The sequence below is a fragment of the Anaerococcus octavius genome, assembly GCF_900445265.1.
Classification (GTDB): domain Bacteria; phylum Bacillota; class Clostridia; order Tissierellales; family Peptoniphilaceae; genus Anaerococcus; species Anaerococcus octavius.
Genome location: NZ_UFTA01000002.1, coordinates 336,793 through 363,744 on the forward strand (window position 1 = coordinate 336,793; position 26,952 = coordinate 363,744).

At 30.0% G+C, this 26,952-nt stretch carries 24 protein-coding genes; 19 read left to right on the plus strand and 5 right to left on the minus strand.

Annotated elements, in window-relative coordinates; genetic code table 11:
* Window position 1 precedes the first annotated feature (1 nt).
* From DY249_RS01745 to DY249_RS01820, 16 genes are all read left to right on the plus strand, one after another.
* Window positions 2-1,060, plus strand: coding sequence for an ABC transporter substrate-binding protein (locus tag DY249_RS01745; RefSeq protein ID WP_115594970.1), 1,059 nt, complete (start codon window positions 2-4; stop codon window positions 1,058-1,060).
* Window positions 1,061-1,074: 14 nt separating this feature from the next.
* The gene (locus tag DY249_RS01750) at window positions 1,075-2,112 is read left to right on the plus strand and encodes an ABC transporter permease (RefSeq protein ID WP_115594971.1); all 1,038 of its coding nucleotides are present in this window, start codon (window positions 1,075-1,077) and stop codon (window positions 2,110-2,112) included.
* Window positions 2,109-2,855, plus strand: a complete 747-nt coding sequence (locus DY249_RS01755) for an ABC transporter ATP-binding protein (protein ID WP_115594972.1) — start codon at window positions 2,109-2,111, stop codon at window positions 2,853-2,855. The genes DY249_RS01750 and DY249_RS01755 overlap by 4 nt, the downstream gene beginning before the upstream one ends.
* Window positions 2,856-3,030: 175 nt before the next feature.
* On the plus strand, window positions 3,031-3,936 hold the full coding sequence (locus tag DY249_RS01760) for a DUF2232 domain-containing protein (protein ID WP_172540045.1): 906 nt from the start codon (window positions 3,031-3,033) through the stop codon (window positions 3,934-3,936).
* The gene (locus tag DY249_RS01765) at window positions 3,926-5,932 is read left to right on the plus strand and encodes a DHH family phosphoesterase (protein WP_115594973.1); all 2,007 of its coding nucleotides are present in this window, start codon (window positions 3,926-3,928) and stop codon (window positions 5,930-5,932) included. Before DY249_RS01760 ends, DY249_RS01765 begins: the two co-directional genes overlap by 11 nt.
* Window positions 5,910-6,359 carry a 50S ribosomal protein L9 gene (gene rplI / locus DY249_RS01770; RefSeq protein ID WP_101539829.1) on the plus strand — a complete coding sequence of 150 codons (450 nt, stop codon included), beginning with the start codon at window positions 5,910-5,912 and terminating at the stop codon, window positions 6,357-6,359. Before DY249_RS01765 ends, rplI begins: the two co-directional genes overlap by 23 nt.
* Window positions 6,359-7,690: a replicative DNA helicase gene (dnaB, locus tag DY249_RS01775; protein ID WP_115594974.1), complete on the plus strand. Its 1,332-nt coding sequence runs from the start codon at window positions 6,359-6,361 to the stop codon at window positions 7,688-7,690. Before rplI ends, dnaB begins: the two co-directional genes overlap by 1 nt.
* A complete protein-coding gene (locus DY249_RS01780) occupies window positions 7,683-8,252 on the plus strand; it encodes a GNAT family N-acetyltransferase (RefSeq protein ID WP_101539831.1) in 570 nt (189 codons plus the stop codon). The genes dnaB and DY249_RS01780 overlap by 8 nt, the downstream gene beginning before the upstream one ends.
* Window positions 8,242-8,973, plus strand: a complete 732-nt coding sequence (locus DY249_RS01785) for a DnaD domain-containing protein (RefSeq protein ID WP_115594975.1) — start codon at window positions 8,242-8,244, stop codon at window positions 8,971-8,973. The genes DY249_RS01780 and DY249_RS01785 overlap by 11 nt, the downstream gene beginning before the upstream one ends.
* The gene (locus tag DY249_RS01790; protein ID WP_115594976.1) at window positions 8,963-9,931 is read left to right on the plus strand and encodes an ATP-binding protein; all 969 of its coding nucleotides are present in this window, start codon (window positions 8,963-8,965) and stop codon (window positions 9,929-9,931) included. The genes DY249_RS01785 and DY249_RS01790 overlap by 11 nt, the downstream gene beginning before the upstream one ends.
* Before the next feature lie 7 nt (window positions 9,932-9,938).
* Window positions 9,939-10,610 carry an NAD(P)H-hydrate epimerase gene (locus DY249_RS01795; protein WP_115594977.1) on the plus strand — a complete coding sequence of 224 codons (672 nt, stop codon included), beginning with the start codon at window positions 9,939-9,941 and terminating at the stop codon, window positions 10,608-10,610.
* 61 nt (window positions 10,611-10,671) lie between these two features.
* The gene (locus tag DY249_RS01800; protein WP_115594978.1) at window positions 10,672-11,157 is read left to right on the plus strand and encodes a DUF1003 domain-containing protein; all 486 of its coding nucleotides are present in this window, start codon (window positions 10,672-10,674) and stop codon (window positions 11,155-11,157) included.
* A gap of 61 nt (window positions 11,158-11,218) precedes the next feature.
* Entirely contained in the window at window positions 11,219-12,511 is a 1,293-nt protein-coding gene (gene brnQ / locus DY249_RS01805) for a branched-chain amino acid transport system II carrier protein (RefSeq protein ID WP_115594979.1), read from the plus strand.
* 233 nt (window positions 12,512-12,744) lie between these two features.
* Complete coding sequence (gene serS, locus DY249_RS01810; protein WP_115594980.1) at window positions 12,745-14,034, plus strand: serine--tRNA ligase; 1,290 nt, start codon at window positions 12,745-12,747, stop codon at window positions 14,032-14,034.
* 162 nt (window positions 14,035-14,196) lie between these two features.
* A complete protein-coding gene (locus DY249_RS01815) occupies window positions 14,197-14,385 on the plus strand; it encodes a helix-turn-helix transcriptional regulator (RefSeq protein WP_101539838.1) in 189 nt (62 codons plus the stop codon).
* Between the two features lie 11 nt (window positions 14,386-14,396).
* Window positions 14,397-14,696, plus strand: a complete 300-nt coding sequence (locus DY249_RS01820) for a hypothetical protein (RefSeq protein WP_101539839.1) — start codon at window positions 14,397-14,399, stop codon at window positions 14,694-14,696.
* 227 nt (window positions 14,697-14,923) lie between these two features.
* Here the strand turns inward: DY249_RS01820 and DY249_RS01825 are convergent, their stop codons facing one another.
* Together DY249_RS01825 and DY249_RS01830 are read right to left on the minus strand one after the other, a co-directional pair.
* Window positions 14,924-16,783 carry an acyltransferase family protein gene (locus DY249_RS01825; protein ID WP_115594981.1) on the minus strand — a complete coding sequence of 620 codons (1,860 nt, stop codon included), beginning with the start codon at window positions 16,781-16,783 and terminating at the stop codon, window positions 14,924-14,926.
* A gap of 72 nt (window positions 16,784-16,855) precedes the next feature.
* Window positions 16,856-17,548, minus strand: a complete 693-nt coding sequence (locus DY249_RS01830) for an aspartate/glutamate racemase family protein (RefSeq protein ID WP_115594982.1) — start codon at window positions 17,546-17,548, stop codon at window positions 16,856-16,858.
* Window positions 17,549-17,649: 101 nt separating this feature from the next.
* On the opposite strand from DY249_RS01830, the gene DY249_RS01835 reads away from it, so the two are divergent.
* Window positions 17,650-18,840 (plus strand): carboxylate--amine ligase, encoded by a 1,191-nt coding sequence (locus tag DY249_RS01835; RefSeq protein ID WP_115594983.1) that lies wholly within the window; start codon window positions 17,650-17,652, stop codon window positions 18,838-18,840.
* Between the two features lie 8 nt (window positions 18,841-18,848).
* Here DY249_RS01835 and DY249_RS01840 read toward each other — a convergent pair whose 3' ends face one another.
* From DY249_RS01840 to DY249_RS01850, 3 genes are read right to left on the minus strand one after another with little or no spacing between them, the layout of a single operon-like run.
* Window positions 18,849-19,733 (minus strand): DUF4300 family protein, encoded by an 885-nt coding sequence (locus tag DY249_RS01840; protein ID WP_115594984.1) that lies wholly within the window; start codon window positions 19,731-19,733, stop codon window positions 18,849-18,851.
* Between the two features lie 37 nt (window positions 19,734-19,770).
* The gene (locus DY249_RS01845) at window positions 19,771-21,318 is read right to left on the minus strand and encodes a 5-formyltetrahydrofolate cyclo-ligase (RefSeq protein WP_115594985.1); all 1,548 of its coding nucleotides are present in this window, start codon (window positions 21,316-21,318) and stop codon (window positions 19,771-19,773) included.
* Window positions 21,318-23,228, minus strand: a complete 1,911-nt coding sequence (locus DY249_RS01850) for an alpha/beta hydrolase family protein (RefSeq protein ID WP_115594986.1) — start codon at window positions 23,226-23,228, stop codon at window positions 21,318-21,320. The genes DY249_RS01845 and DY249_RS01850 overlap by 1 nt, the downstream gene beginning before the upstream one ends.
* Before the next feature lie 115 nt (window positions 23,229-23,343).
* Between DY249_RS01850 and hpf the strand changes: the two genes are divergently transcribed.
* Complete coding sequence (gene hpf / locus DY249_RS01855) at window positions 23,344-23,895, plus strand: ribosome hibernation-promoting factor, HPF/YfiA family (RefSeq protein WP_101539850.1); 552 nt, start codon at window positions 23,344-23,346, stop codon at window positions 23,893-23,895.
* A 314-nt stretch (window positions 23,896-24,209) separates the two neighbouring features.
* The gene (secA, locus tag DY249_RS01860) at window positions 24,210-26,951 is read left to right on the plus strand and encodes a preprotein translocase subunit SecA (protein WP_115594987.1); all 2,742 of its coding nucleotides are present in this window, start codon (window positions 24,210-24,212) and stop codon (window positions 26,949-26,951) included.
* Window position 26,952 lies beyond the last annotated feature (1 nt).

A 26,952-nucleotide genomic window follows, 5' to 3' on the forward strand; every position in this document is an offset into this window, starting at 1 on the left:
AATGAACAAAAATAAATTATTGGCTGTACTTTTACTTGGTGGGTTGACATTTGCAGGATGTGGCAAACAAGATGCAAATCAAGGACAAAATCAAGCAGTAGAAGAAAATAAAAATGTAGCTGAAGCTATCACACTAGAAGAAGAACCAAGATACAATACCCCAATAAAAATGGGCTTTGATGGTGATTTATGTATGGCAGGACAAAACCTTGCTGAAATCAAAGGATACTTTAAAGATAAGGGAATTGATATAGAATTTATCAATACTCAAAATGGTAAAGATGCACTATCAACAGGGCAAATTGATGTAATGACTGGAGAATTTGGTTCATTAATAGTGCCTGCTACTAAAGGATTAAATTATGTATTCTCTACATCATCACACTCAGGATGCAAGTCACTTTATGTTTTAAATGAAAATAAAGATTTACAAAAAACTTCAGATTTGCTTGGCAAATCAGTAGCAGTTACAAATGGTATAGGCAATAGTGGCCACAATACACTTTTAAGATTTTTGGTGCATGATGATGTAAACCCAGATGACATAAAAGTAAAACCAGTAGAAAAATCTGCAGTAATTCAATCTCTGGAAAAAGGAGAAATTCAAGGAGCGGTACTAGATGATCAATTTGCCCAAGAATTTTTACAAAAAGATATAATCAGACCAATTAGATCACTAACAACAGATGAAGATTTTGGAAAAGAAGTATGCTGTGTAGCTGCTTTTAACAAAGATTTTGTAAATAATAATCCTATGCTTGCAGAACTTGTAGCAGAAGCTATCGATGAAGGAAATACATTTGCATCAGAAAATCCTGAAGAATCTATAAAACTTCTTCAAGAGAAAAACTTTGCTGAGGGTGATCCAGAAGTAGCAGCAGATCTACTAAAATCATATGATTATTCACTAACAAATGAAGATGGTGAAACAACAATTAGAAGTTACTTTAATGATTACAAAAAACTTGGACTAATTCCAGATAAGAAATCTACAGATGAATTAGTAAAAGAACTTTGGAGACCACTAGGTAATGGAGAAGTAGAAGTAATTAGAAAATAGTTAAGGAGAAATAAATGGCAATAAATAATGAAAAACCAACTGCCGTATCTACTAAAAACTTAACAGCCGAAGAACTTATAAAATTAGAATCAAAACCCAGAAATAAAAATAAAGAAATACTTAAATTACTATTACCAATAATAGTTGGAGTATTAGCTATATTAGAATATTTATTTATGCCGGATTTGGATCCTACAGCAGTAAAAACTAATCTTTATCCTGGGTTTTTAGCTATACTTTTAGCCATATACATTATTTCTTTACTAGTATCACTTAAAAAAGAAAATGTGAGAGATAGACTTTTATACAAATCAAATTTTTATGTTTTTGTTTTTGTAATACTTATGCTTTATGATATTGCAACAATAAAGACAGGGAAATTAGCCCTACCATATTTTCCGTGGTTAGATATGATATTTAATTCTATGAAAGAAGATAAAGGCTACTTGGTTGAATCAGTAGCAAGCTCACTAAAATTACTATTTACAGGTTATATAATAGGAGCTGTTTTAGGTATACTTACTGGAATATTGGCAGGATATTTTGAAAAAGTAAATTATTGGGTGGATCCATTTTTAAAACTACTAGGACCTATTCCAACTACAACATGGCTACCAGTGGTAATGGTAATTGCCATAAATCTTTTTCAAGGAGCAGTATTTATTATTGCACTTGGAGTTTGGTTTTCAACAACACTTGCAACAATAACTGGTATAAGAAATGTCGAACCATCCTACTATGAGGCTGCCCAAACTCTTGGAGCAACGAATTCTGAACTGGTAAGAAAAATCGCAATAAAATCAGCAATTCCAAATATATTCCAAGGTCTAATAGCAGGCATGAGTGCAGCTTGTAATGCCCTAATAGTCGCAGAAATGCTAGGAGTAGAAAGTGGTCTTGGTTGGTATATTACTTGGAAATCATCATGGGCTGACTACTCAGCAATGTATGGAGCAATTATTTTACTTGCAATTACTTTTATACTTGTAAATAAAGTAATAAAAAATATAAGTAATAGAGCTTTAAAATGGAAAGTAGGTGGAATAAGATGAGCAAATTAGAATTTAAAAATGTATCAAAAGCTTTTCTAAGACCAGATAATAACAGCATTACTACAGCTCTTGATGATATAAATTTTGATATTCATGAAGGCGAATTTGTAAGTATAGTAGGTCCATCAGGATGTGGAAAATCTACAATGCTAAGGTTAATAGCTGGTTTGATCTTTCCAACTACAGGTGAAATATTTTTAGATAGTAAAAAAATTGAAGGACCATCTAGTAGAAGAGGCATGGTATTTCAAAAATCAACTCTTTTTCCTTGGCTAACAGTAGAGGAAAATGTAGGATTTTCTGGAGATTTGAAAAATGAAGATAATATTAGCCAAGAAGCTATAGATAAGATGTTGGAAAAAGTCGGACTACTAGAATTTAAGGATTCTTATCCATCAAACCTTTCTGGTGGTATGGCTCAAAGAATTTCTTTAATTAGAACTTTAATAAATAAGCCAGAAGTTTTGCTATTAGATGAACCTCTAGGAGCCTTAGATGCATTTACTAGAATGAATATGCAAGATGAAATTTTAAGACTTTGGAATGAAGAAAAAAATATGACTATAATGGTAACACACGATGTAGACGAAGCTGTTTATATGTCTACAAAAGTAATTGTTATGGAACCTAGACCAGGCAGAGTAAAAAAAATTGTTCCAATAGATTTAGATTATCCTAGAAAAAGAACGAGCAAGGAATTTATGGCTTACAGAAATGAATTTTTAAATACCTTAGATATATAATATTAAGTGCTAATTATTTTAATTAGCGCTTTTTTTATGATTTTTTATTTACATTATTATTTATAGTTTTTTTAAAATTGATACTTATTAACTTAGGAGTAAAATATATAAAGTCAAATTGAGCGAAGATTGTTCAACTTTAGCCTTTATGATAAATCTAAATGAAAGGAAATCTATGAACAAAAGCAAAAATTTAAATAAAATAGTAAATGTCTTATTTTACATATGTTTAATAAGCATTTTGACGTTAGCATCAAGCTCTAGCTTTATAATGTTAATAACTATACCAATTTTATTTGCGGTAATAGCCTTAGATAAAGGTTTAAAAGACTTTTTAATTGTATTAATTGGCTCATTTTTAGTAGGATTGATTTTTGAAAATATCAGGTCAGTTACTTTATTTTATATACCGATATTGATTTTATCTTTAATAGAAATTATTTTGGTAAAATCAAAACTTAGTGATAAAAATCAAATATTGATTAATTTTTTATTAGCTAGTCTTGTTTTTATTGGAGTTTATAAATACCAAATGATAACAGAAGGTGTTACAATAGCTGATATGGCTAAAGAGCTAAAAGAAGTATTTGCAGAAAATATGCAATATGATATAGCAGATAGTGTTTATGAAAGATCATTTGCTTTGTATCCATCCATTTTGGCAGCCCTTGCCATGGTATATAGTATATTTTCATTAAAAATTGTTAGAAATTATCTTGCCTATAAAAATAAGGCAGTCGATATGAAAAATCTTAATACTATTAGAATAGGCAAAAAAGACCTTACAATTATGCTTATATCAGCTGTAGTAATTTATTTTCTATTAAATATGTTTATTGATGTACCTAGCACTTATATAAGTTCAAACTTAGTGTGCATGGTAGCTATAGTATTAATTTTAAATGGCATTTTTACTTATGATTACTTAAATATGGCTAGGTCAGCTAGTTTGACCCGTGGGATGAGATGTTTTTTTATTATCATCTTTTTCTACTTTTTTATGGTTATTTTTCTGTTGCTTGGTATAGCCGATATTTTTGTAGATTTTAGAAACAAAACAAGGAGGATAGATGCAAAATAATTCGAATAAGGATAATGCACATATTATATATTCACTTATCCTGCCGGTTATAACATCTGTAATAGTTTTTTACTATAACCAAATACTTGGGGCTATATCTATTTTAGGATGTGGAGTATTGTTTTTCTACCTGCAAAGAGTTAGAGATGACAACCAAAAATCCATACAAAAATATGTAGATGGTGTCCATTCTAGTTTTGATAGCATTACAAAAAATTTGGTATTTGAGATGCCTTTTCCTATTGCAGTTTTAACGGATGGAGACAATATCAAATGGCATAATGGATATTTTAGAAATCTTTTCCCAAGTGAAGACTTGGTAGGAGTTGATATCACAAAATTGATACCGAGTTTTGCTGATATTGACTTTTCAAATAAAGAAATGATCCAACCTATAACGATAGAAGTAGATGAAAAATATATGCAATTTTACTTCTCTACTGTCTATAATGATGAGCTAAATACTAATGAAATTTTTCTATATGCCATAGATAACACTTACGATGAATCTATTAAGCAGTTATTTAAAGATAAGAGACTAGTATTTTTCACTATATTTTTAGATAATTATGAAGATTTAAGAAATAGTACAGAGTCTGTCAATCGCCCACAAGTATTAGGTGCTGTAGATAGAGTTATAAATGAATATTTCAAAGAGCACAATGGCATTGTTAGAAAATATGAAAATGATAGATTTATGGTAGTAATGGAATATCAAGATTATAGAGATATTCATGAAGATAAATTTTCAATTTTAGATCAAGTAAGAGACATAGAATTAGGAAATGAAATAAATCCCACCTTATCAATAGGAGCTGGGATTTCTGGGGCTGATCCAAGAGAAATTTATGGAGATTCTAGAGTAGCAATTGATATTGCTTTATCACGTGGTGGTGACCAAGCAGTTGTAAAAATAGATGATAACTATGAATACTTTGGTGGAAAGTCTAAAGCCACAGAAAAAACTTCAAAGGTAAAATCTAGGGTAATATCTGGAGCTTTAAGAAGAATGGTAAATGCCTCAAGTGATGTTTATATCATGGGACACAATAATCCAGATATGGATTCCTTTGGTTCATCACTTGGAGTTTACGAGGGTGTAAGGTTTTTAGAAAAAAATGCATATATAGTTTTAAATGAAGTACCTAGACAAATCGAAAATATATATAATAGTACAACTGGGAGCTTAGAAGACTTAAAAGAAAATATTTTATCTGAAGACCAAGCCCTAGCTCGCATAAAACCTTCATCTTTGGTAGTTGTTGTAGATAATCATAGGAAAAATTCAACTGAAGCTCCAAGCTTAATTGAAAAAACTGATCAAATCTTTATAATTGACCATCACAGACGTGGTAATGATTATATTAAAAAAGCAACAATTGCATATATAGAACCATATGCTTCAAGTGCATCAGAACTTGTAACAGAAATGTTAAATTATTTAGATGAAGACTTTAAAGCACGTACATCTATAGCAGAAGGACTTTTAGCAGGAATAACTGTAGATACAAAAAACTTTGTATACCAAACAGGTGTGCGTACATTTGAAGCAGCCAGCATTTTAAAACGCTGGGGAGCTGACTCTGTTTATATAAAACGTATGTTTAAAGATGACTTTGAAATTGTTAGATATAAGTCGGAAGTTATAGCAGATTCGAGTATAGTAAATGATATGATTGCCATAGCTCATTTTAATAGAGATATTGATGGATCAAGCTTAATTGCAAGTCAGGCTGCTGATGATTTGCTTACAATAAAGGGTGTTAAGGCATCATTTGTACTTACAAAAGCTAACAACAAAATCCATATTTCTGGTAGAAGCTTAGGCGATATATCGGTACAATTAATACTAGAACGTATCGGAGGGGGCGGTCACTTAACAGCTGCTGCTACCCAATTAGACATGAGCATGGAAAATGCTGAAGATATGCTAAGAAAATCAATAAATGAATACTTAAGAGAGGAAGAAGAAAATGAAAGTAATACTAAAAGATAATATTGTAAGAGTTGGAGTTAAAGGTGATTTAGTTGATGTAAAACCAGGATATTTTAGAAATTACCTAAATCCACAAGGTTTAGCTGTAGAAGCAACAAAGAAAAATATGGCTGAACTTGAAGAAATGCAAGCTCAATTAAAAGCTGAAGAAGCTGAAAATAGAAAAGAAGCTGAAGAATTAAAAGAAAAAATCGAAGCTATTACAATTACTCAAAGAGTAAATGTTGGTGAAGATGGTAAACTATTTGGTTCAGTAACAAATAAAGATATTGCAGAAGCATTAGCTGAACAAGGTATCGAAATTGACAGAAAAAGAATCGAGAATGTAGAAAAAATTGATGGAGCTGGAGAATTCGAACTAAATGTTAGACTTTATCCAGAAATAAATGCAAATCTTAAAGTGGAAGTTGTAGCTGAGGTACAATAGTGACAGAGGCAAATAAGCCTCTACCTTACGACTTCTTAGCAGAAAAAGCCATAATCGGAAGTATTATCAAAAAAAATGAAACTTTTGATAAAGCAAATCAAATAATAAAACCTGTAGACTTTTATGATTCCAGGACCCAAAGGATATATAAATCAATAGTCACCATGTTTGAAAAAGACATTAAGGTTGACGAAGTAAGTTTATTATCTCAGTTAAGGAATGAAAATATATTACAAGAAGTTGGAGGGGAGGAGTTTATCACTGAGATTACCCTCTCCTCATTTTATACTCCAAATATCGATACATACGCAAAAACTGTCAAAGAAAAAGCACTGCTTAGAAGTCTTATAGGGGCAAGTGAAGATATTATGGATTTAAGCTACAGGCAAAATGAAGATGTTTCTAGTATCTTATCTATGGCTGAGAGTAAAATTTTTGATATATCTCAAAATAAACTTAACGAGGGTTTGATAAAAGTAGGAGATACCCTAGATGAGACTGTTCAAGTCATAAACGAATTATCATTAAATGATGGCAATATAACTGGAGTGACCACAGGATTAGAGACTATTGATATAAAACTTTCAGGCCTGCAACCATCACAATTAATCTTACTTGCAGCTCGTCCAGCCATGGGAAAAACAGCCCTAGGACTCACAATGGCATGGAATGCTGCTAAAGAAGGAAAATCAGTTGCATTTTTCTCTTTAGAAATGTCTACCCTTCAGTTAAATTATAGACTTTTATCTATGGTTTCTATGATAGATCTAGAACAAGTTATGAATGGTAGAATAAAAGACGATGAATGGGAATTACTATTTACAGCTACAAAACAAATAGCTGCAAAAGACTTATATGTAGACGAAACACCAGGTATTACTCTATCAGAGATGAGATCAAAATTAAAAAGACTTAAAGCAGAAGTAGGAGTAGACCTAGTAGTTATAGATTATTTGCAGCTAATGCAAGCAGATGGCTACCAAGAAAATAGGCAAAATGAAATTGCATCTATATCAAGAGGATTAAAAACTTTATCAAAAGAATTAAACTGCCCAATCCTATCCCTTGCCCAATTATCTCGTGAGGCTGACAAAAGAGCAGACCATAAACCAATTTTATCAGACCTTAGAGAATCAGGAGCTATAGAACAAGATGCTGATGTTGTAATGCTTTTATATAGAGAAGATTATTATGATGAAGAAGACAATCCAAATATTGCGAAAGTTATAGTAGCAAAACACAGAAATGGTGCAACAGGAATCCTTGATTTATTTTTCAATAAACCATGTACAACCTTTAGAGATCTAAGTTATAAGGAAGAAAATGTATAGACAAGAAAATCCTAGAATTTATATAGAAAAAATAAATCGTCAAACAGCTATGGACTTAAAATATTGGGGAAAGTTTGAAGATCCTAGATTATCTGGCTATAATTATGGAGATTTATCAGATTTTGAAATAAATTTTTGGTACAATTCAGTAAGCACTCCTCGAAAAAGATATTTTGCAGTAAAAAAAAGTGAAGATGATAGATTTATTGGATTTTTAGGTCTGAAAAATTACAATCCCCTAACAAAAAGATCAAAATTAGGAATAGTTTTTGATCCTAATTATGTATCAGATGGCTTTGGATATGAAGCTATGAATCAGTTTTTGGATTATTACTTTATTGTTCTAAAGTTTAAAGAAATGCTTTTAGAAGTTAATTTGTTTAATGAAAGAGCAATTAATTTATATAAAAAATTAGGATTTAAAGAATGTGGTTATACTAGTGAAATTTTTGAAAACCAAAAAATTGATGTAGATGAAAGATACTTTGAAAAAAAACATGATATTATTTATTCTAAGATACTAATAATGAATTTAAAAAAGGATGATTATTATGAACTTTAAGATGCAAGATGTGAAGCTAGATTTAGGTATGACAGCTTTTGAAAATATGTTTTTAAATACCTATGTACAAATGGCAGATGGAGATAGTCTTAAAGTTTTTTTATTGGTCTATAAAGATGCCTACAATACTGGATATGTGGATACAAAAAAAATTCAAAAACAGCTATCATTTACAGAAGAAAAATTTAATGAATGCATAGATTTTTGGATAAATATGGGAGTTTTCAGAGAAAAAAGAGACACTTCAGGACAAAATTTTATAGAAATAGTATCCCTTAGGCAAATGTATTATGGAGACAATAGCAAATCATCCAATGAAATCAACTTTGATAAAGCAGGCAGAAAGTCTATTATGTTTGATAATATCGAAAGAATCCTAGATAGGAGTCTGACTCCAGCAGATATCACTCGTATCCAAGAAACCCTTATGGACTATGACTCAGACCCAGAGTTAGTTACAGAAGCCTTTCGCCAAGGAAAAGCCAATGGAAATATGGATGTAAAATATGTCTTAGGCTACATAAAAACCTGGAGAGACCAGGGAATATTTACTCTAAATGATTTAAAAATGAAAGAAGAACGCCAAAAGTTGGCTAAAAAAAATTCACCAAGACAATATAGGAAAAGATCATCAAACAATGATGAAATAAAAAATTATGCTCAAAAAGCACGTGAAGAGCGTTTTAGAAGAATGCTAGGGGAAGATAATAATGGAAACTAATAATAAAGTTACACATATTTTAGCCCAAAGACGTGAGCAAAATCTTATAGATCAAAAGAAAAGAATCAACGAAGTTTACAAAAAAATTCCATCTATGGAGTCTTTAGATAAAAATATAAGGGAATTAGGATATATTATCATCCAAGACGGATTAAAGGGAGATGATACTGAAAAAAAAGAAAATGATCTTAAACAATTAAGAATAGAAAAAGCTAGAATTTTAGAAGCAAATGGATTTGAGAAAGACTATATGGAAATCAGATACCATCATCCAATTTGCAAGGATACTGGTTTTGTCGGTACAAAAATGTGTTCTTGTCGTAAGCAGCTAATAATTGATCAAAATTATAGTCAATCGAATATTAGAAGTCTAATATCTAGAGAAAACTTTAGAAATTTTGATGATTCTTTATTTTCAGATAATCCTTACAAAGATTATCCAATAACTCCATACCAAAATATCCAGCACATAAAAAAATCCCTGTATGGATTTATAAATGATTTTGATAAGCAAAATAATAATTTATATATTTTTGGCGATGTAGGTCGTGGTAAGACTTACTTATTAAATTCTATTGCTAAGGAAATACTAGACCGCAATTATTCGGTTCTTTATATGACATCATCCAGACTTTTTAAATTTTTAAATGACTATAACTGGGCTTTTGAAGAAGCTCGTGCAAAACACCAAGAACAGTTTGATTTTATCTTAGAATGTGATTTACTAATAATAGATGACCTAGGAAGTGAACCATCTAGCAAAAATGATTCTGCAAATTTATTTGAAGTCGTAAATAACAGAATGATTGCTGGCAAACCAATTATTTTTTCTACAAATTTTGATGAAACAATGCTTTCTGAAATGTATGGAGAGAGAATTTTTTCAAGAATAATTGGTAATAGTGAAGTTTATGAGATATTTGGTGAAGATTTGAGGCTGAAAACAAGAGAATTTTGAGGTAATTATGCTAGTTGTAGATAAAAATCAGATGATAGCAATCGATAAATATGCCATAGAGCAGCTAAAGATACCAGCTCTTTGCCTAGTGGAAAGAGCAGCACTTGCAGTTATAAAAAATATTAATTTAGATATTAGAAAAACTTTTGCAATTGTTGCAGGCATTGGCAATAATGGAGCTGATGGACTTGCTGTTGCAAGAAACCTTTTAGCTAGGGATTATTATGTAGATACTTATATTATCGGTAATATAGATAAGGCCAGTGATGAGTTTATCCTAAACTATGAAGCTATCAAAAATCTTACCGAAAATATCTACATGGTAGATACCATAGCTGACTTAGAGTTTATGGAAGCAAATTTATCAAATGTTACTACAATTATAGAAGGAATATTTGGCACTGGTCTTGATCGTACTATTTCTGGCACCTATGCTTATGTGATTTCCCTTATAAATAGTTCTTTAAAATATATTATATCTATAGATGTCCCATCAGGACTAGATTCTACAAGTGGAGATAGCTGGGGAGAGATAGTAGATTGTGACTTGATAGTATCTATGCAACTAATGAAACAAGGAGTTTTTGAAAGATCAATATACAAAAACAAATGCATTGTAGAAGATATTGGTATACCACAAAAAGCAATAAATCATATTTTAGATAAGATGGCAGACTAGCCATCTTTTATTTTTTAAATAAATGGATAAAATAAAATTAAATAAATTTTAAGGAGATATTATGCAAAATCATAATGAAACAGAAGCAGAAATTCTTCAAACCATACTAGATAATGATTTGGGACTTGATGATGAAGAAATTGTAATGTTAATAAAAGATAGTCTTTCAAAAAGAGCAAAAAAAGAAAAAGAAGATTATACCTTTGGGGCAAAAGCAGCAGATAAAATCGCAAAATTTGCTGGTTCTTGGACTTTTATAATAATTTTTATATTTTGCTTAGTAACTTGGATGATTATAAATACAAAATTGAAAAATAAGGCTTTTGATCCATATCCATTTATTTTATTAAACCTAGTCTTATCTTGTGTGGCCGCTATTCAAGCTCCACTAATAATGATGAGCCAAAATCGCCAAGAAGAAAAAGATAGGCAAAGAGCCCAAGAAGATTATATAGTGAATTTAAAAACGGAAATAATTATAAGAGACATTCACAAACACCTAGAGCAAATTGAAAAAAAACTTGATGATCAAAAAAATCTTGATTAATATACTATTTTCACAATTTACTTGTATAATATAAAGTAAATCAAAAAAGTAGGTGAAATCAATGAATAATGAAAAACTAGATACTAAAAAAATATTGATATCAGGATTTGCTCTTTTTGCCATTTTTTTTGGTGCGGGCAATCTTATCTTTCCTCCCTTTTTAGGAATGCATTCTGGAGATGGTTGGTTTGTATCATCCATGGGATTTAATTTATCTGATAGTTTATTGATTCTTTTAGGAATTTTGGCTGTCAGTAAGCGATCAGCAAATCTAAATGAGTTTGGTGTGAAAATAAGCAAAAATTTCGGATCGATTTTAAGCTTAATATGTATAACTTTAGTAGGTCCGCTTTTATCAATTCCAAGAACTGGTGCAACAACCTTTGAAGTAGGCATCTTGCCTTTTTATCCAAATTTTAATAAAGTACTATTTTCCTTTTTATTTTTTGCCCTAGTTTATGTTTTAACTATAAACGGATCAAAGGTTATAGATAGGGTTGGCAAATATTTGACTCCTATGCTTTTACTTATCCTAGCTTTTTTAATTATAAAAGGAATTACATATCCAGATGTAGCTTTAAAGTCTACTCCCGAAAACAAATTGTCCTTAGGATTTGTAGAAGGATATCAAACTATGGATTCTCTAGGGCCAGTTTTTACAACAGGTATTATTTTAAACGATTTTAGAAACAAAGGATTTAAAAAACAAGATGATTTGATAAGAGCTACAATTTATTCTGGACTTATAGCTGTTTTAGGTCTAGTAATTGTTTATACTGGTCTAACATTTATAGGAGCAAAATCAATTGCTTATGCTGATACTTCTATAACTAGGACGGATTTATTTATTACTATTGCAGAAAATCTTTTAGGAAGAAATTTACAAGCTGCCTTAAGCCTTGTTGTAGGATTTGCTTGTCTTTCTACAGCTATTGGACTTTTATCTGCTTTTGCAACAAATTTTGCAGAAAAGTCTGATAGATTTTCCTATAAATTTTATGTAAGATTGGGTGTTATTATAAGCTTTATATTATCAATATTGGGAGTAGAAAAAATAATGGAAATATCAATACCTATTTTGCTATTTATTTATCCTATAGTAATTAGCCTTTATATTTTAAATCTTATTGATAGGGATAGTATAGATCCAATTCTCTATAAAATTGTCGTCACAGCAGTTGGTTTTGTTAGCCTTGCTGATAGTATCAAAGCTATAGGCTTTGAGGATAATTTTTATGTAAATGCTATGGCAAAACTACCTCTTCAAGAATCTGGCTTTGGTTTTGTATTTGCTTTTATAGTTAGTTTTTTAATAGCATTAATTATTGCGAAAAGTAAAAAGGGGATTGAATAAAATATAGTTTCATTGTATACTATTATTAATTGAATATGAGCGATAATAAGACATAGTAACTATTATGAAGTCTTTAGAGAGAAGATGGCTGGTGAAAATCTTTGGCAGATGATAGTGAATCTACCTTTAGCTTTTTTTAATATGAGTATGTTATACATAAAAATTGGGTGGCACCACGAGACCTTCGTCCCATGTAGGATGATGGTCTTTTTTTATGCGAAAAAGGAGAAAAAATGATAGATATAAAATTAGTTAGAGAAAACCCTGAGCTTGTAAAAGAAAATATCAAAAAGAAATTTCAAGAAGAAAAACTACACTTAGTTGATGAAGTCCTAGAACTAGATGAAAAGGGCAGAGCTTTTAAAACTGAGGGAGATAACCTAAGAGCAGAAAGAAATAAAGTTTCAAAAGAAATAGGTGCTTTAATGGGACAAGGTAAAAAAGACCTAGCAGAAGAAGCAAAAGCGCATGTAGGTGAAATAAACGATAGACTTGCTCATATAGAAGAAGAAACTAAAAAATTCGAAGATGAGATCAAAACTAGAATGCAAAAAATTCCACAAATCATCGATGACTCTGTACCAATAGGCAAAGATGATAGCGAAAATGTGGAAAATGATAAATACGGTGAACCGGTAGTTCCAGACTATGAGGTACCATACCACATAGATATTATGGAAAGTTTTGATGGTATAGAACTAGATGCGGCTAGAGAAACATCAGGATCTGGTTTTTACTATCTAAAAGGCGATATAGCAAGACTACACTCAGCTATTCTTTCATATGCAAGAGATTTTATGATTGACCGTGGATACACATATTATATACCTCCATTTATGATAAGAAGTGAAGTTGTAACAGGAGTTATGAGCTTCGAAGAAATGGAAAATATGATGTATAAAATTGAGGGAGAAGATTTATATCTAATAGGTACATCAGAACACTCAATGATTGGTAAATTTATTAATACAATCAATGATGAAGAAGATATGCCACTAAAAATGACTAGCTACTCACCATGCTTTAGAAAAGAAGTGGGAGCTCACGGTATAGAAGAACGTGGAGTATATCGTATCCACCAATTTGAAAAACAAGAAATGGTTATAATTTGTAAACCAGAAGAATCAAAAGAATTTTACAACGAATTATGGAATAACACGGTAGATTTCTTTAGAAGTCTAGAAATACCGGTAAGAACATTAGAATGTTGTTCAGGTGATTTAGCAGATTTAAAAGTAAAATCTTGCGATGTAGAAGCATGGAGCCCACGCCAACAAAAATACTTTGAAGTAGGATCTTGCTCAAACCTAGGTGATGCTCAAGCAAGAAGACTAGGAATCAAATTGCGTGGAGAAGATGGCACATACTTTGCTCACACATTAAATAATACAGTAGTAGCTCCACCAAGAATGTTAATAGCGTTTTTAGAGAACCTACTACAAGCAGATGGCACAGTAAAAATACCAGAACCACTTAGAATGTATATGGGTGGTAAAGAAAAATTAGAGCCTGTTGAAAAATAAATATAATTATTTAGCCAGCATAGTAAATATGCTGGCTTTTTTATAGAAAGATAAGGAGTGAAATGTAAAACAAACTTGACATTTTACTATTTAAATATTACAATGAAAATGTAAAACGTGTTTTACTTTTTTGGGGGTGGAGTATTTATATGGAGAAAGTTTATGAAAAATAATATTAAAAATCTCAGAAAGGAGAAGGGACTCAGGCAGGAAGACTTAGCAGAAATATTAGAAGTATCAAGGCAGACTATAATTGCCATAGAAAATGACAAGTATGATCCATCGTTGGAACTGGCTTTAAAAATTTCTGATTATTTTGCTATGAAAGTAAATGATATATTTAAATTATAGGAGTAAAATTTATGAGAAAAATGGATGAAATGGAAATGCAACACAACCTATTTGCTATAAGGTCTGCCTATGCATTTACCTTAATATTTGAAATAATTTACCTAATCTATCTAGGAATAAACCAAGGATTTACAGCTGTAACAGATAATATAGTTTTCTTCTTAGTTTTAGGTCAGAGTATTGTTTATTGTATATCTCACCTTTTATTTAGAAATAAGGTGGGAGATGAAGGTGCTAGGATAAATATAGTGGATATTATGGGTCTTGTATTTGTAGTATTAATTCTAGGTTTTATTTTAATAAATAAATAAAAAATCCCGGTTTACCCGGGATTTCTTAATTTAGATATTAGTTATTATAATTTTTTAATTTTACTTTTATTAAAGTACTATTCGCAGTAACTATAATCTGGACATCCTATCTTTGATTATTAGCAGGTATTTTCTTTATTAGAATTATGATTATTTTTTCTGAATTTGTACTTTGAATAAAGTATATTATTTTGCCTATATCTTTCTACATGTTTAGGATATCTATTCTAGTCTCTAACCTTATTTACATTAAGGATTTTTCTCATTATTAGTTTTGCAAAATCATCTGAACCTTCTTTATTAGGGTGGGTTCTGTCTGGTGCTAGTAGATCTGGCTTATCTTTTATAAAGCCTCTCCAGTCTACCAAATGAGCTTTTTCGTTATTTTCTGTAAACTCTAATAAGGATTTATTTACATAATCCATATAAGATTGGGTGTGGGATGTGTTTACAAAGTAAACATCACGACCATCTGCTATTTCCATTATTTTATTTAAATCTTCTTCATTGGCAGAACCGTTAGAACCTAAAGATATTAAAACGACATCGCCTAACCCATAATTATTTTTGATTTGTGATAGGATTTCAGGTCCAGAAACCATATCTCTACCTACTTTTCCATCTAGGTAAAAGTTTGGTGTGTATTTCCTTATATAGGAATCTGCATTTATAATTACAGAATCACCTACGGCTGTTATATTTATATTTTTTAGATACTCTAGCTCTTTTTCTGTAAAGTTAAAATTATTGTAGGCTTTTTGCTTAAAGTTTTTATCTAATTGCTTTGTTTGGGGAATCTTATTTGAGCTTTGATTTTCTTTTTCCTTGCTTTTATTATTCTTGTTCTTTGATTTTGAAGATTTATTTTTAGCAATCATTTCCTTATTGGCTTGGTCAATTTTTGCTTGATTTGTTTCAATATCTTTTCTAAGATTATTTATTTCTTTATCCTTACTATTACCTAGTACTACTGATGTTATAGTTAGAATAACAAAAATAATTATTGCCGTTAACTGAATATATTTTCTTATTTTTTTTACCTTTAAAATTTGATAGGTAATTTCTGATAAAATTATTACAGTTAAAAATTGTAATAATAAGTTCAAAAATATATTATCCATCAAACTAGGAAAGAAGTATAGGGCAAATATTTGCACTATATATTGCCATAGATATAGGTAAAAGGATCTATCACCTATATATAAAATAGATTTATAAAAAATATTATGTTTTTTTACATCATATCTATTAGCATCTTCAAAATTATATAAAAATGTAATCAATACTCCTACTAGAATTGTATAAAAGATAAAGAATAAATGGTAGGATGATATATTCTTTCCGTCTATTAGGAAAAATGGAATTACAGTCAATAGTCCTAATATTGCTAATATAATTCTAGGATCTATTTTTAAATCAATAGCTTTTTTATCAATTTTTTCATTTATTAAAAATGCTAAGATTCCAAGACCAAAGGCAGAAAATCTGGTACTTATATCATAGTATATCCTAGTGATATCTTTATCTGACCTAGCTAAAACCAATATTAGTATAAAACTAATTATGGTCATTAAACCAAAGACAACAATTCTCTTGTTATTTTTTTTAGGATTTGCTAAGTATTGATCAATTAGTAAAAATATAGCTATAAATTGCATATAAAGCGATACATACCACATATGCAAAAACATATTAAAATTGCCTAATTGGTTAAAATAATCATCTCCTACTACAATGCGTCTAATATTTTCAAAATTTAAGGCAACTGGTAGGGTAGATTTAATACTATCATCAAAAATATTTCTAGCAAATTTAAATGAAAATATCAAAGAAATTGCCATTATTAGGTAAACTGGACTTAGTATATTTCTAAATTTTTTCCTAAGTTTTGTAAATGTATCGACTTGCCTGTTGCTTGCTGTTCTAACGGTTAAAAAACCTGATAGAACTAAAAATATAATTACTGCAAGATAACCACCTGGCACAAAATGTGAATAGGTGTGAAAGAGCGATACAGCAAAAAATGCTACAGCCCTTAGTATATTCAGATAATCATATCTTTTATTTAAAGTTTTTCTTTTGCTCATAAAAATCCACCTCGTTAACGAATTAATTATAACAAAGGTGGTGTTAAAGTATTATTAAGAAATTTTGTAATTTTAAAACTTTAGCTCGAAATCTGATTTTTTTATAGATTCATAGGCCAATATATCCATGGCATCTATAACATAATCATATGAAGTGATATCATCTATCATTGATAGTTCAGTGCAAGCTAGTATAATTGCATCAACCTTTGTATCTTTTAAATCTTCTAGCATCTCTAAAAATTCAGGATAAGATGTTTCGTTTGTTTCTTTTATTTTGTATATGGTATCCATAGTAAAGTTTTTAATATTTTCATCCATTTCTATTATGTTGATTCCAATATCTTTGGAATATTTTTCATAGATATCACAATTTGCTGTAGCAAGTGTTCCTAAAACTGCAATATTCTTTGCATTTTTATTTTTGCAATATAGCAAGGTTTCTTCTACCATATTTATAATATTTACACTTGTATAGTCTTTAAAAGTATCATAATAATAGTGCATAGTATTACAGGGGATAGCTATATTATCAACTCCTTGCTTTTCTAAATTTTCTAAGTCTTCTTTTATTTTATTAAGTAATATATCCTCGTCATCTCCAGTAATTATAGCTTTTGTTCTATCTGGAATTTGAGGATCTGAAAGTATAATTGTAGGTATATGGTCCTGGTCCTTATTAGCTTTTGTATTTTTTACCAATTTTTTATAAAAAATAGCTGTACACAAGGGCCCCATACCACCTAATACGCCTAATTTTTTCATAAAATGCTCCTTATCTATAGGATTTGCTTTTTATATTATACGATTATATAATAGATATCACTATTAGCAAAGAAGAGTATTAGCAAAATAGGGGAGAATAAATGAACAAATTTTTACCAATTATACTAGGTTCAGACCTAAATACATATTCAATAGCAAGAGAAATTTATGAAGCTTACGAGATAAAACCAGCAGTTGCTACATCTGCAATTTTTCTTCCTTGCATAAATTCTCAAATAATTAATTTTTATAAAAAAGAAAATTTTTCTAAAGATCCAGAAGTTTTTAAGGAAGTTTTAGATAAAATCTATGAGGAAAACAAAGATAATTACGAAAACTTTATAATATTTGCTCCAGATGATGTTATGAGGACCTTTGCTCTAAAAAATATAGAAAAATTAAAATTTAAGCCTCTTATGCCTTATGCAGACCAAGATATTATAAATGAAATTTCTACAAAAAATAAATTTTATGAAAAAATAAAAGACTTAGACTTAGCTCCAAAAACATTTGTAGCAGATAGTAAAAATTATAAGGACTTGACCTATCCAGAAGATGTATTTATAAAGCCAGATAATGATGTTTTTTATAAAACTTTAGATTTTGAAGGTTGGCAAAAAGGATATCATTCTAAATCAAAAGAACAAACTTTAGAAATATTAAAGACAATTTTTGAAAATGGCTATGATTACAATATCTTAGTTCAAGAATTTGTAGCAGGAGGAGATGGTAGTGAGTATTCCGTAGAAGGATATAGGTCAACATCTACTATTTCTATGGCAATGTCTAGAAATATTCTTTTAGACAAGAGAGTAGAGTGGATAGGAAATTTTGTTGCAAAAATAGATTCTGATGAAAAGATTCTCTTTGACTATGCAAAAAAAATAGTAGAAACACTAGGAGTGTATGGATTATTTAATCTAGACTTCAAAAAAGATACTAAAACTGGCAAATTTTATGCTTTTGAAATAAATTTACGCCAAGGACGTAGCCATTATTTTGCAACACTAAATGGAGTAAATACTTCAAAACTAGCTATAGACGATTTGATTTTTAATAAGCAAGAGGAAATAATAGGAGATAAGAAATTTAGATATTATAACTTAGACCTAGGTCAAACTATTGACAATCTAGACTCTCAGTTTAGAGTAGATTTTGAAAATGATCAAAGAAAAGCAAACTCAGCCAATCCTCTAGTTTATAAAGAAGATTTAAACTTTAAAAGAAAAATAAAAATAAAAAAATATTTGAATAAGCTTAGCAAAGAGACTTTTGCTATAAGAGAAATATAAAAGTTCCCCTAAGAAGGGGAATTATTTTTTTCTAATATTTTATCATTTTCAAAAATAAGTGGCTTTAAGGGAGATTGTTCATTTGAAAAATCGTAAAGTTCCATCAAATAATCGTACAAATCATTTTTGTTTTCAAAGATTACGACTTGGTAGGGAGCTGTAAAAGCTAGTTTTTCTACTAGCATGTATCTATCGTCTTCCATGTTAAATAATAATCCTGTATGTCCGATAAAAAGCTCGTTGTTATTCTCATCTAAATTTGAAAAGACAAATACCGATATAAGATTATAGTTTTTGCCTGTATTGATTGTTATGCCATTGTCTTTCCAAAAATCTTTTATTTTTTCTATTTGAAAATCTCTATCATTTTTATTTTCTGTAGGAATGGCTGAGTAAAATTTATTAAATTTTGCTATTTCTTCTTTTTCTAAAGTAGGAACAGGATTATCTTCAAAGCTTGTATTATCAATTTCTACTACAGAAAGGTTTGGATTTTTAGTATTTTTTATATTTATTTTATCTGATATTAGTCCAAAACTTGTTATCCTACAATTGATACCTGTAAAAGTTGGATATTTTTTATAAAGTTCTTCTTGAATTTTATAGAAGTCATAATCTTTAATCTTGTCTGCTCTTTCATAATCTTTACTAACTAGCAAGTCCTTATCTACCTGTTTATTAAAAAAATTCACTTGTTTGAAAAATCTTTCTGTATTATTTTTGTTAAGATCTGTATTAGACATTATATTTTTAAGATCGTTTCTAGACTGTTTTGTTTGTAAATTATTGTAGACCATTTTCTTTCCATCATTATTTTCTATGGTTTTGTTAGTAGTTTTATTACAGGCACTTATACATATAAGTGAAAGAATAACTGCAAGTATTTTTTTCATTTAGCCTCCAAAAAAGGACTATTAAAAGTCCTTTTAATTAAAATATTTCTTTTTCTGTGATTATATAATCAAGTTTATAATCATATTCATTAGTTTCTATTTCATCTATTTCAAAGTCACTTGCAAAAAATCCAACAGATGTAGTTTGATTTTTACTAAGATATCTATCGTAGTATCCGCCTCCATAGCCTATTCTATTTTTATTTCTATCAAATCCAAGTCCTGGGACGATAGTAAGATCAGGATTTTCTATAATTTCTATATTTTTTGCAGTTGGTATATTAAATTCTCCTATGCCTAGATCATCCAGAGAGTAGATTTTTGCAGCTTGCATTTGGAAATTTTCTGGATCATTTATATAGGGTACATAAACTTCCTTGCCAAATTCTAGAGCTTTTTTGATTATTTCATAAGTATCTACTTCATCTGCTACTGATACGTAGATAAATATAGATTTAGCTTCATAAAATAATTCTGAATTTAAAAACTTGGTGTATATACTATAGTCGACCATATTTTTGTGATCATAGTCCATACGGTATCTAATATCTCTAAACATTTTACGTAATGATCTCTTATCCATTTTTTCCTCTTTCTTGTTTTGATTGTCCTTGCTTGGATTTGTAAGGCTAGATTCTACAGTTTCTTTTAGGGATTTATTCTCTTTTTCAAAGTCTAATATTTCTTCGTCTGATTTTATTTTATAATTTTCTCTAACTGCATCTATAAGTTCTGCACCTAGTATCAATATTGTAGATACTAAGTTTAACCAAATAAATAATGCCAATATACCTGCCAAAGCTCCATAGACTACAGATTGTCTGGAAAAGTTATTTAAAAAAAATGAGTATATGAATGTTGCAATGTATATAGTTATAGTAGCAAAAATACCACCCCAAAGAGAATCTTTAAAGGGCACTCGATCTTCTTTGTTGTTTGGAGCAAATTTATAAAATATTGCAAAAACTACAGACATTATAAAAATAGGACCCAATGTCAGTATTATTCTAAATAAAGGTGATGATAAAGTTTTGATGACTTTATCAAAAACACCACCGAAGGCCCTATCGGATATTCTCGTTAAAACCTGATCGTTTATAAAAGTTAGTATGCTTGGTCCATAGATTTGAGAAACTAAAATAAATACTATAAATGCTACAAATATAATTGTATATAGCAAAGATGATAGTCTTTGCTTGACATACTTACTTTCTCCATCAAGACCATAGGCTTTATTTATAGAAAACATTAGGTTGTTTATACCCTTTGTGGCTGACCATAGAGCAAATAAAACAGTAATTACTGTAACAGATGCTGAACTGGTATTTACAAAAATAGTATCAATAACCCATTTGGCCATGTCTTGGGTAGCGGTTGGCAAAAACTCTATAAGTGAATATATAACGTCTGTATTATTATTTAAAATTCTTGAAACTACTGATACAAGAACCATCAAAAGTGGGATCGATGCTTGTAATAAGTAAAAGGACAGGGCCGCCGAATTGTTGGTGATCTCATGATATTTAAACCTATAGAGCATATCTGCTGTGGTTTTTTTTAATTTTACTTTTGTTTCAGTTTTCATTATTTCAGATGCCCATCAAACCATTTTTTTATTTCTTTTAGTCTTTTTATCCTAGAATGAGGTTTACCAGATCTTGATAGCTCGTGGTTTTCTCCATGGAAGACAAACATTTTTGTATCAACACCATTTAATTTTAATTTTGTATACATTTGCAAACCTTGTTCTAGCGGACAGCGATAATCTTCATCTGAGTGGATATATAGGGTAGGAGTTTTTGCCTTATCAGCATATTTTATTGGAGATTGATCCCACATCTTATCTAAGCTGTTCCATGGAGTTGCAGTTATTTGATCATAGCCAAAATAATAACCGATGTCACTGACTCCATAAAAACTAGTCCAATTTGAAATTGATCTTTGAGAGCAAGCAGCTTTGAAACGATCATTATGACCTATTATCCAATTTGTCATAAATCCACCATAAGATCCTCCATATACTCCAAGATTTCCACTATCAATTTGTGGATATTTTTCTATAGCCAAGTCTACAAATCTCATCAAGTCATCGTAGTCTATATCACCATATTTTCCACGAATATCAGAAAATTCTACTCCATTGCCACTAGATCCATGAGGATTTGTATAAATTACTATATAGTCATTGCTAGCAAGCACTTGGTGTTCATGGTGAAAGATAGACCCAAACTCTGTTTTTGGTCCACCATGGATACTTAAAATAGCAGGATATTTTTTGTTTTTATTAAACTTTGGAGGCAATAAGACAAAACCTTTTAAAGTATCTCCATTAGATTCAAAGTAAAATGTTTCTATTTTTCCTAATTTAGAATCAACTTTATTTTCTACCAATATGACATCTTTATTTTTTTTCTTTAGCTCAGATAAGCTATTTTCAGACATTGACAGATAATAAATGTCATTGTTATTTATAATAAAGTCTTCTACTTGCTCGTCAATTTCTAGTTTTAGTTCGCCATTTATATCTGTAGAATATAGTTTTGTTGTTTCTTTTTCTGTCACTATAAAATATAGTCTATCATTTGCTTTAAAGAAGTCTTTATTAGAACCGTATCTAGCATCAGTTCCTAGAGAATTTCCAAAGGACATATCAAAATCATCATCAGTAATTTTTTTATAATTACCATCAAAATCGCAAGTATAGATAAAGGAATCTTGATTTATGCCACCCTTTTTCATATCACTTCCAACAAAAATAATTTTATCAGATAAAAATTCAGCAGTATAAAAAGAGAATAAACTATCAATTAAAACTTTTTCTGTTTTTGTTTTTATATCAAAAAGTACTAAACTTTCGCGAGTGCCTGCTACATTATTTTTATCATAATTTGCTTTTATAAAAATTACTTTTGACAAATCTTCATTTAAAGAAAGTCGATAAATTTCATTAGGGAACTTAGAGTCAATTATTTTTACTAATTTACCATCATTTGCTTTATAAAAATAATAAGAAGATTCTTCTTTTTTTAAGTAACCTTGACTATTAAGCCAAAATGGTAGGGTATCTAGTTTTTCAAAGTATTTATTTTCTTCTTCTTTTTTCTTAGCTTTTTCTTCTTTTTTGTTAGAGGCATTTATCAAATATAAATCATCTTTTAAAAACTTTATGCTTTTTACTTCCAAATCTATATCAAAGATTTTTTTACCTATACCATAGCCATTATATATATAAAAAGTATCTTTTTTATCATCAGATTTTGCTTTATATACTAAGTTTGAATCTTGGTTAAAAGTAAAAATTGATATATTTTTATTATCTGTTATAGGAAAAGTTTCAGCTTTTTTTGTGTTGTATATCCAAAGATCACTTTCGTATTTATTATGATCATAATTTGCTTTAGTTTTTATGTAGGCTAATTTTTCTCCATCCTTAGAAATATCAAGATTAGAGAGAAAATCATAACCCAGTATATCTTTTATTTTTGTTTTGCTCATAATTTCCTCCAATTATTAATTTAATTATACAATATATTATAAAGTTTTTAAATTGCATACGTTTGCATAAGCTGATTTTGGGTATTTATATAAAAAGACAAAGGGAGATGATGTTATGAAGATTAATATTAAAGGCAAAAATATAAATATCACTAATGATATAGTCTATGAAGCAGAAAGAAAATATGATAGACTGGATAAATATTTTTCCAAGGAACAAGAAATAGATCTTCTCATTTCAAAAGAGGGTAATGATTTTAAGGCTGAAGCTACAATGTATTTAGATAAGGGTCCTATTTTAAGGGCAGAATCATCTGATGAGACTTATCAAAATGCAATCGATCAGACTATAGATGCCTTGGTAAGGCAAATTAGAAAACATAAAACAAGACTTACAAAAAACAGACATCAAGATTCTATAAGATTTGAAAACTTTAATGAATCTTTTGATGAAGAATATGATATAGATGAGTCTTATGATTCTGATATAAATATAGCAAGAGTTAAGGAAATATCTCTAAAACCAATGAATACAGAAGAAGCAGTTATGCAAATGGAATTATTAGGTCATGACTTTTTTGTATTTTATGATGCAGCAGACATGGATGTTAGAGTTGTATACAAAAGACGCAAAGGTGATTATGGTTTGATAGTGCCATCTAGGTAAAATAACTGGTATTAGCTGGACTTATTATTTAAAAATAATTTGTTTAGCTAATACCAGCTTTTTTGTTTGAAAATTTGCCATCAAAAAGGTACTATTAATTAAAGAAAGTTATAAAAATACTTAAGTAAAACGCAGGGTCTTAAGTGACTAAGTCTACTGCGTTTTTTATATGTTAAGTAAATAAGATTTTAAAAAATAAAATCCACTCATATTTCAGTTTACAAATTTGATAATTTACTTTAATATAATAGTGGTAAAACTTAATTATTTTAAATCATTGGATGAATAATTAAGAGAATTGGAGAGTGAACAATTTGGCATTATTTAATTTATTTAAGTCATTTAGTGAAAAAGAAATAAAAAATAACCAAAAATTGGTTGATAAGATTCTTAGCCTAGATGAGTCTATGCAACAACTAACTGACGAACAGTTACAACACAAAACAGTAGAATTTAGACAAAGATTAGAAAATGGTGAAAGCTTAGATGATCTTTTACCAGAAGCATTTGCAACTGTGCGTGAAGCAAGTGATAGAGTTTTAGGTATGAAACATTACCCAGTGCAATTACTTGGTGGTATTGTTTTACACAATGGTCAGATAGCAGAAATGAGAACTGGTGAAGGTAAAACTTTAGTAGAAACTTGTCCGGCATATCTAAATGCTTTATCTGGCAAAGGAGTACACATTGTTACAGTAAACGACTATCTTGCAAAACGTGACCAAGAGTGGATGGGTAAAATATTTACTTTCCTTGGTATGACTGTAGGTTGTATCGTATATGGTCTAACCAATAGCGAAAGAAAACAAAACTACGCTGCAGATATTACCTATGGTACTAATAACCAATTTGGTTTTGACTACCTAAGAGATAATATGGTTATTTACAAAGATGATATGGTACAACGTGGTCTAAACTATGCTATAGTTGATGAGGTTGACTCAATTTTAATTGATGAAGCACGTACACCACTTATCATCTCAGGTCAAGGAGATGAATCAACAGATACCTATACAAGTGCAAATCAATTTATCCAAACACTTGAAGGTAGAATTCTAGATCCAAATGAAGATGCAGAAATCGATCCATTTGACCGTGAGTTTAAAGTAGAAGATGTAGACTTTTTAGTAGATGAAAAAAGAAAAACATCAAACCTTACAGAAAAAGGAACAGCAAAAGCTGAAAAATTCTTTGATATAGAAAACTTGTCAGATCCAGAAAACTTGGAATTGTCTCACTATATTAACAACGCCTTAAAAGCAAACACAACTATGCACCGTGATATAGACTATGTTGTAAATAACGGAGAAGTAGAAATAGTAGATGAATTTACAGGTCGTATCATGCAAGGTAGAAGATTCTCAGATGGTCTTCACCAAGCCATAGAAGCTAAAGAAGGTGTAGAAGTAAAAGCTGAAAGTAAAACACTTGCTACAATTACTTTCCAAAACTACTTTAGAATGTATGACAAACTTTCAGGTATGACAGGTACTGCAAAAACCGAAGAAGAAGAGTTTGACGAAATTTACAACTTAGATGTTGTTGAGATACCAACCAATAAACCAATTCAAAGGGTAGATGATGTTGACTATGTATATATCAACGAAAATGGTAAATTTAATGCTATTATAGATGAAATAAATAGAATCCACCCAACAGGACAACCAATCCTAATTGGTACAATTTCTATCGAAGCAAGCGAGAGATTATCCCAAGCTTTAAAAAAAGCGGGCATCAAACATACAGTATTAAATGCTAAAAACCACGAAAGAGAAGCTGCAATAGTTGCAGAAGCAGGTCGTTTTGGCGCTGTTACAATTGCAACAAACATGGCAGGACGTGGTACAGATATTATGCTTGGTGGTAATGTCGATGATATGGCTAAGCAAAAACTAAAAAGAGAAGGCATGAGTGAAGAATTGCTTGAAGAAGTAGATTCATATGCAGACACAAGTGACCAAGAAATCTTAGATGCTCGTAAGAAATTTAGACACTACAAAGATCAAATTAGACCAACTGTAAAAGAAGAAGCTGAAAAAGTAAAAGAAGTAGGCGGTTTATATATAATAGGTTCAGAACGTCACGAATCACGTCGTATAGACAATCAGTTAAGAGGACGTTCAGGTCGTCAAGGAGACCCAGGACATTCTAGATTCTTTATATCACTTGAAGATGATCTTATCAGGTTAAATGGTGGGGAACAAGTAGCAAAATTTGTTGAAAATTCAAATTTTGATGAAAATGAACCAATAGTTTCAAAAATGGTAAGTAGATCAGTAGAAAAAGCTCAAACAAGAGTAGAAGCAAACAACTTTGCAACACGTAAAAGAGTCCTACAATACGATGACGTTATGAATAAGCAAAGAACGATTATCTACAATGAAAGAGCTGATGTTCTTTACGGTCAAGATATGAAAGAAACTATTGTTTCTATGATAAAAGATGTTATAGCAGATAGTGTATATAACTTTACAAATCCAGAAATAAAACCAGAAAATTGGGAAATGGTAGCTTTACTTAACCACTTAAATAGTCTAGGAATACCAGTAACACAATTGCACTTTGAAAATATAAATGATTACACTCAACAAGAATTAATCGATTATATTACTCAGGCAACACTTGCTAAATATGAGGATAAAGAAGCTCAATTTGGTCCGGAAAATATGAGAGAAGTAGAACGTGTTATTATGCTAAGAGTTATCGATCAAAAATGGATGGACCACATCGATGCTATGGATCAAATGAGAAAAGAAATTGGTGTTCGTGCAATGGGTAACGAAGATCCAGTTCGTGCATATACAAATGATGGTTTTACTATGTATGAAGAAATGACTAGAGCTATCCAAGAAGAAACTGTTAGATACATGATGAATGTTGAAATAAAACAAAATATCCAAAGAAAACAGGTTATGAATCCAACAGGAGAAGCTGGGCCACAATTAGATGGTGATAGCGAAAATGAATCAGACGATGAAGATCCAATGCAAGGACTAAATAGAGCAGAACGCAGAAGATTAGAACGCGAAATCAAAAAATCTAACGTAAAGAAATAAT

Excerpts from the sequence above, each read along its gene's own strand:
- DY249_RS01745 (WP_115594970.1), top strand. The coding sequence starts at position 2 with ATGAACAAAAATAAATTATTGGCTGTACTTTTACTTGGTGGGTTGACA.
- DY249_RS01750 (WP_115594971.1), top strand. The coding sequence starts at position 1,075 with ATGGCAATAAATAATGAAAAACCAACTGCCGTATCTACTAAAAACTTA.
- DY249_RS01755 (WP_115594972.1), top strand. The coding sequence starts at position 2,109 with ATGAGCAAATTAGAATTTAAAAATGTATCAAAAGCTTTTCTAAGACCA.
- DY249_RS01760 (WP_172540045.1), top strand. The coding sequence starts at position 3,031 with ATGAACAAAAGCAAAAATTTAAATAAAATAGTAAATGTCTTATTTTAC.
- DY249_RS01765 (WP_115594973.1), top strand. The coding sequence starts at position 3,926 with ATGCAAAATAATTCGAATAAGGATAATGCACATATTATATATTCACTT.
- rplI (WP_101539829.1), top strand. The coding sequence starts at position 5,910 with ATGAAAGTAATACTAAAAGATAATATTGTAAGAGTTGGAGTTAAAGGT.
- DY249_RS01780 (WP_101539831.1), top strand. The coding sequence starts at position 7,683 with ATGTATAGACAAGAAAATCCTAGAATTTATATAGAAAAAATAAATCGT.
- DY249_RS01785 (WP_115594975.1), top strand. The coding sequence starts at position 8,242 with ATGAACTTTAAGATGCAAGATGTGAAGCTAGATTTAGGTATGACAGCT.
- DY249_RS01790 (WP_115594976.1), top strand. The coding sequence starts at position 8,963 with ATGGAAACTAATAATAAAGTTACACATATTTTAGCCCAAAGACGTGAG.
- DY249_RS01795 (WP_115594977.1), top strand. The coding sequence starts at position 9,939 with ATGCTAGTTGTAGATAAAAATCAGATGATAGCAATCGATAAATATGCC.
- DY249_RS01800 (WP_115594978.1), top strand. The coding sequence starts at position 10,672 with ATGCAAAATCATAATGAAACAGAAGCAGAAATTCTTCAAACCATACTA.
- brnQ (WP_115594979.1), top strand. The coding sequence starts at position 11,219 with ATGAATAATGAAAAACTAGATACTAAAAAAATATTGATATCAGGATTT.
- serS (WP_115594980.1), top strand. The coding sequence starts at position 12,745 with ATGATAGATATAAAATTAGTTAGAGAAAACCCTGAGCTTGTAAAAGAA.
- DY249_RS01815 (WP_101539838.1), top strand. The coding sequence starts at position 14,197 with ATGAAAAATAATATTAAAAATCTCAGAAAGGAGAAGGGACTCAGGCAG.
- DY249_RS01820 (WP_101539839.1), top strand. The coding sequence starts at position 14,397 with ATGAGAAAAATGGATGAAATGGAAATGCAACACAACCTATTTGCTATA.
- DY249_RS01825 (WP_115594981.1), bottom strand. The coding sequence starts at position 16,783 with ATGAGCAAAAGAAAAACTTTAAATAAAAGATATGATTATCTGAATATA.
- DY249_RS01830 (WP_115594982.1), bottom strand. The coding sequence starts at position 17,548 with ATGAAAAAATTAGGCGTATTAGGTGGTATGGGGCCCTTGTGTACAGCT.
- DY249_RS01835 (WP_115594983.1), top strand. The coding sequence starts at position 17,650 with ATGAACAAATTTTTACCAATTATACTAGGTTCAGACCTAAATACATAT.
- DY249_RS01840 (WP_115594984.1), bottom strand. The coding sequence starts at position 19,733 with ATGAAAAAAATACTTGCAGTTATTCTTTCACTTATATGTATAAGTGCC.
- DY249_RS01845 (WP_115594985.1), bottom strand. The coding sequence starts at position 21,318 with ATGAAAACTGAAACAAAAGTAAAATTAAAAAAAACCACAGCAGATATG.
- DY249_RS01850 (WP_115594986.1), bottom strand. The coding sequence starts at position 23,228 with ATGAGCAAAACAAAAATAAAAGATATACTGGGTTATGATTTTCTCTCT.
- hpf (WP_101539850.1), top strand. The coding sequence starts at position 23,344 with ATGAAGATTAATATTAAAGGCAAAAATATAAATATCACTAATGATATA.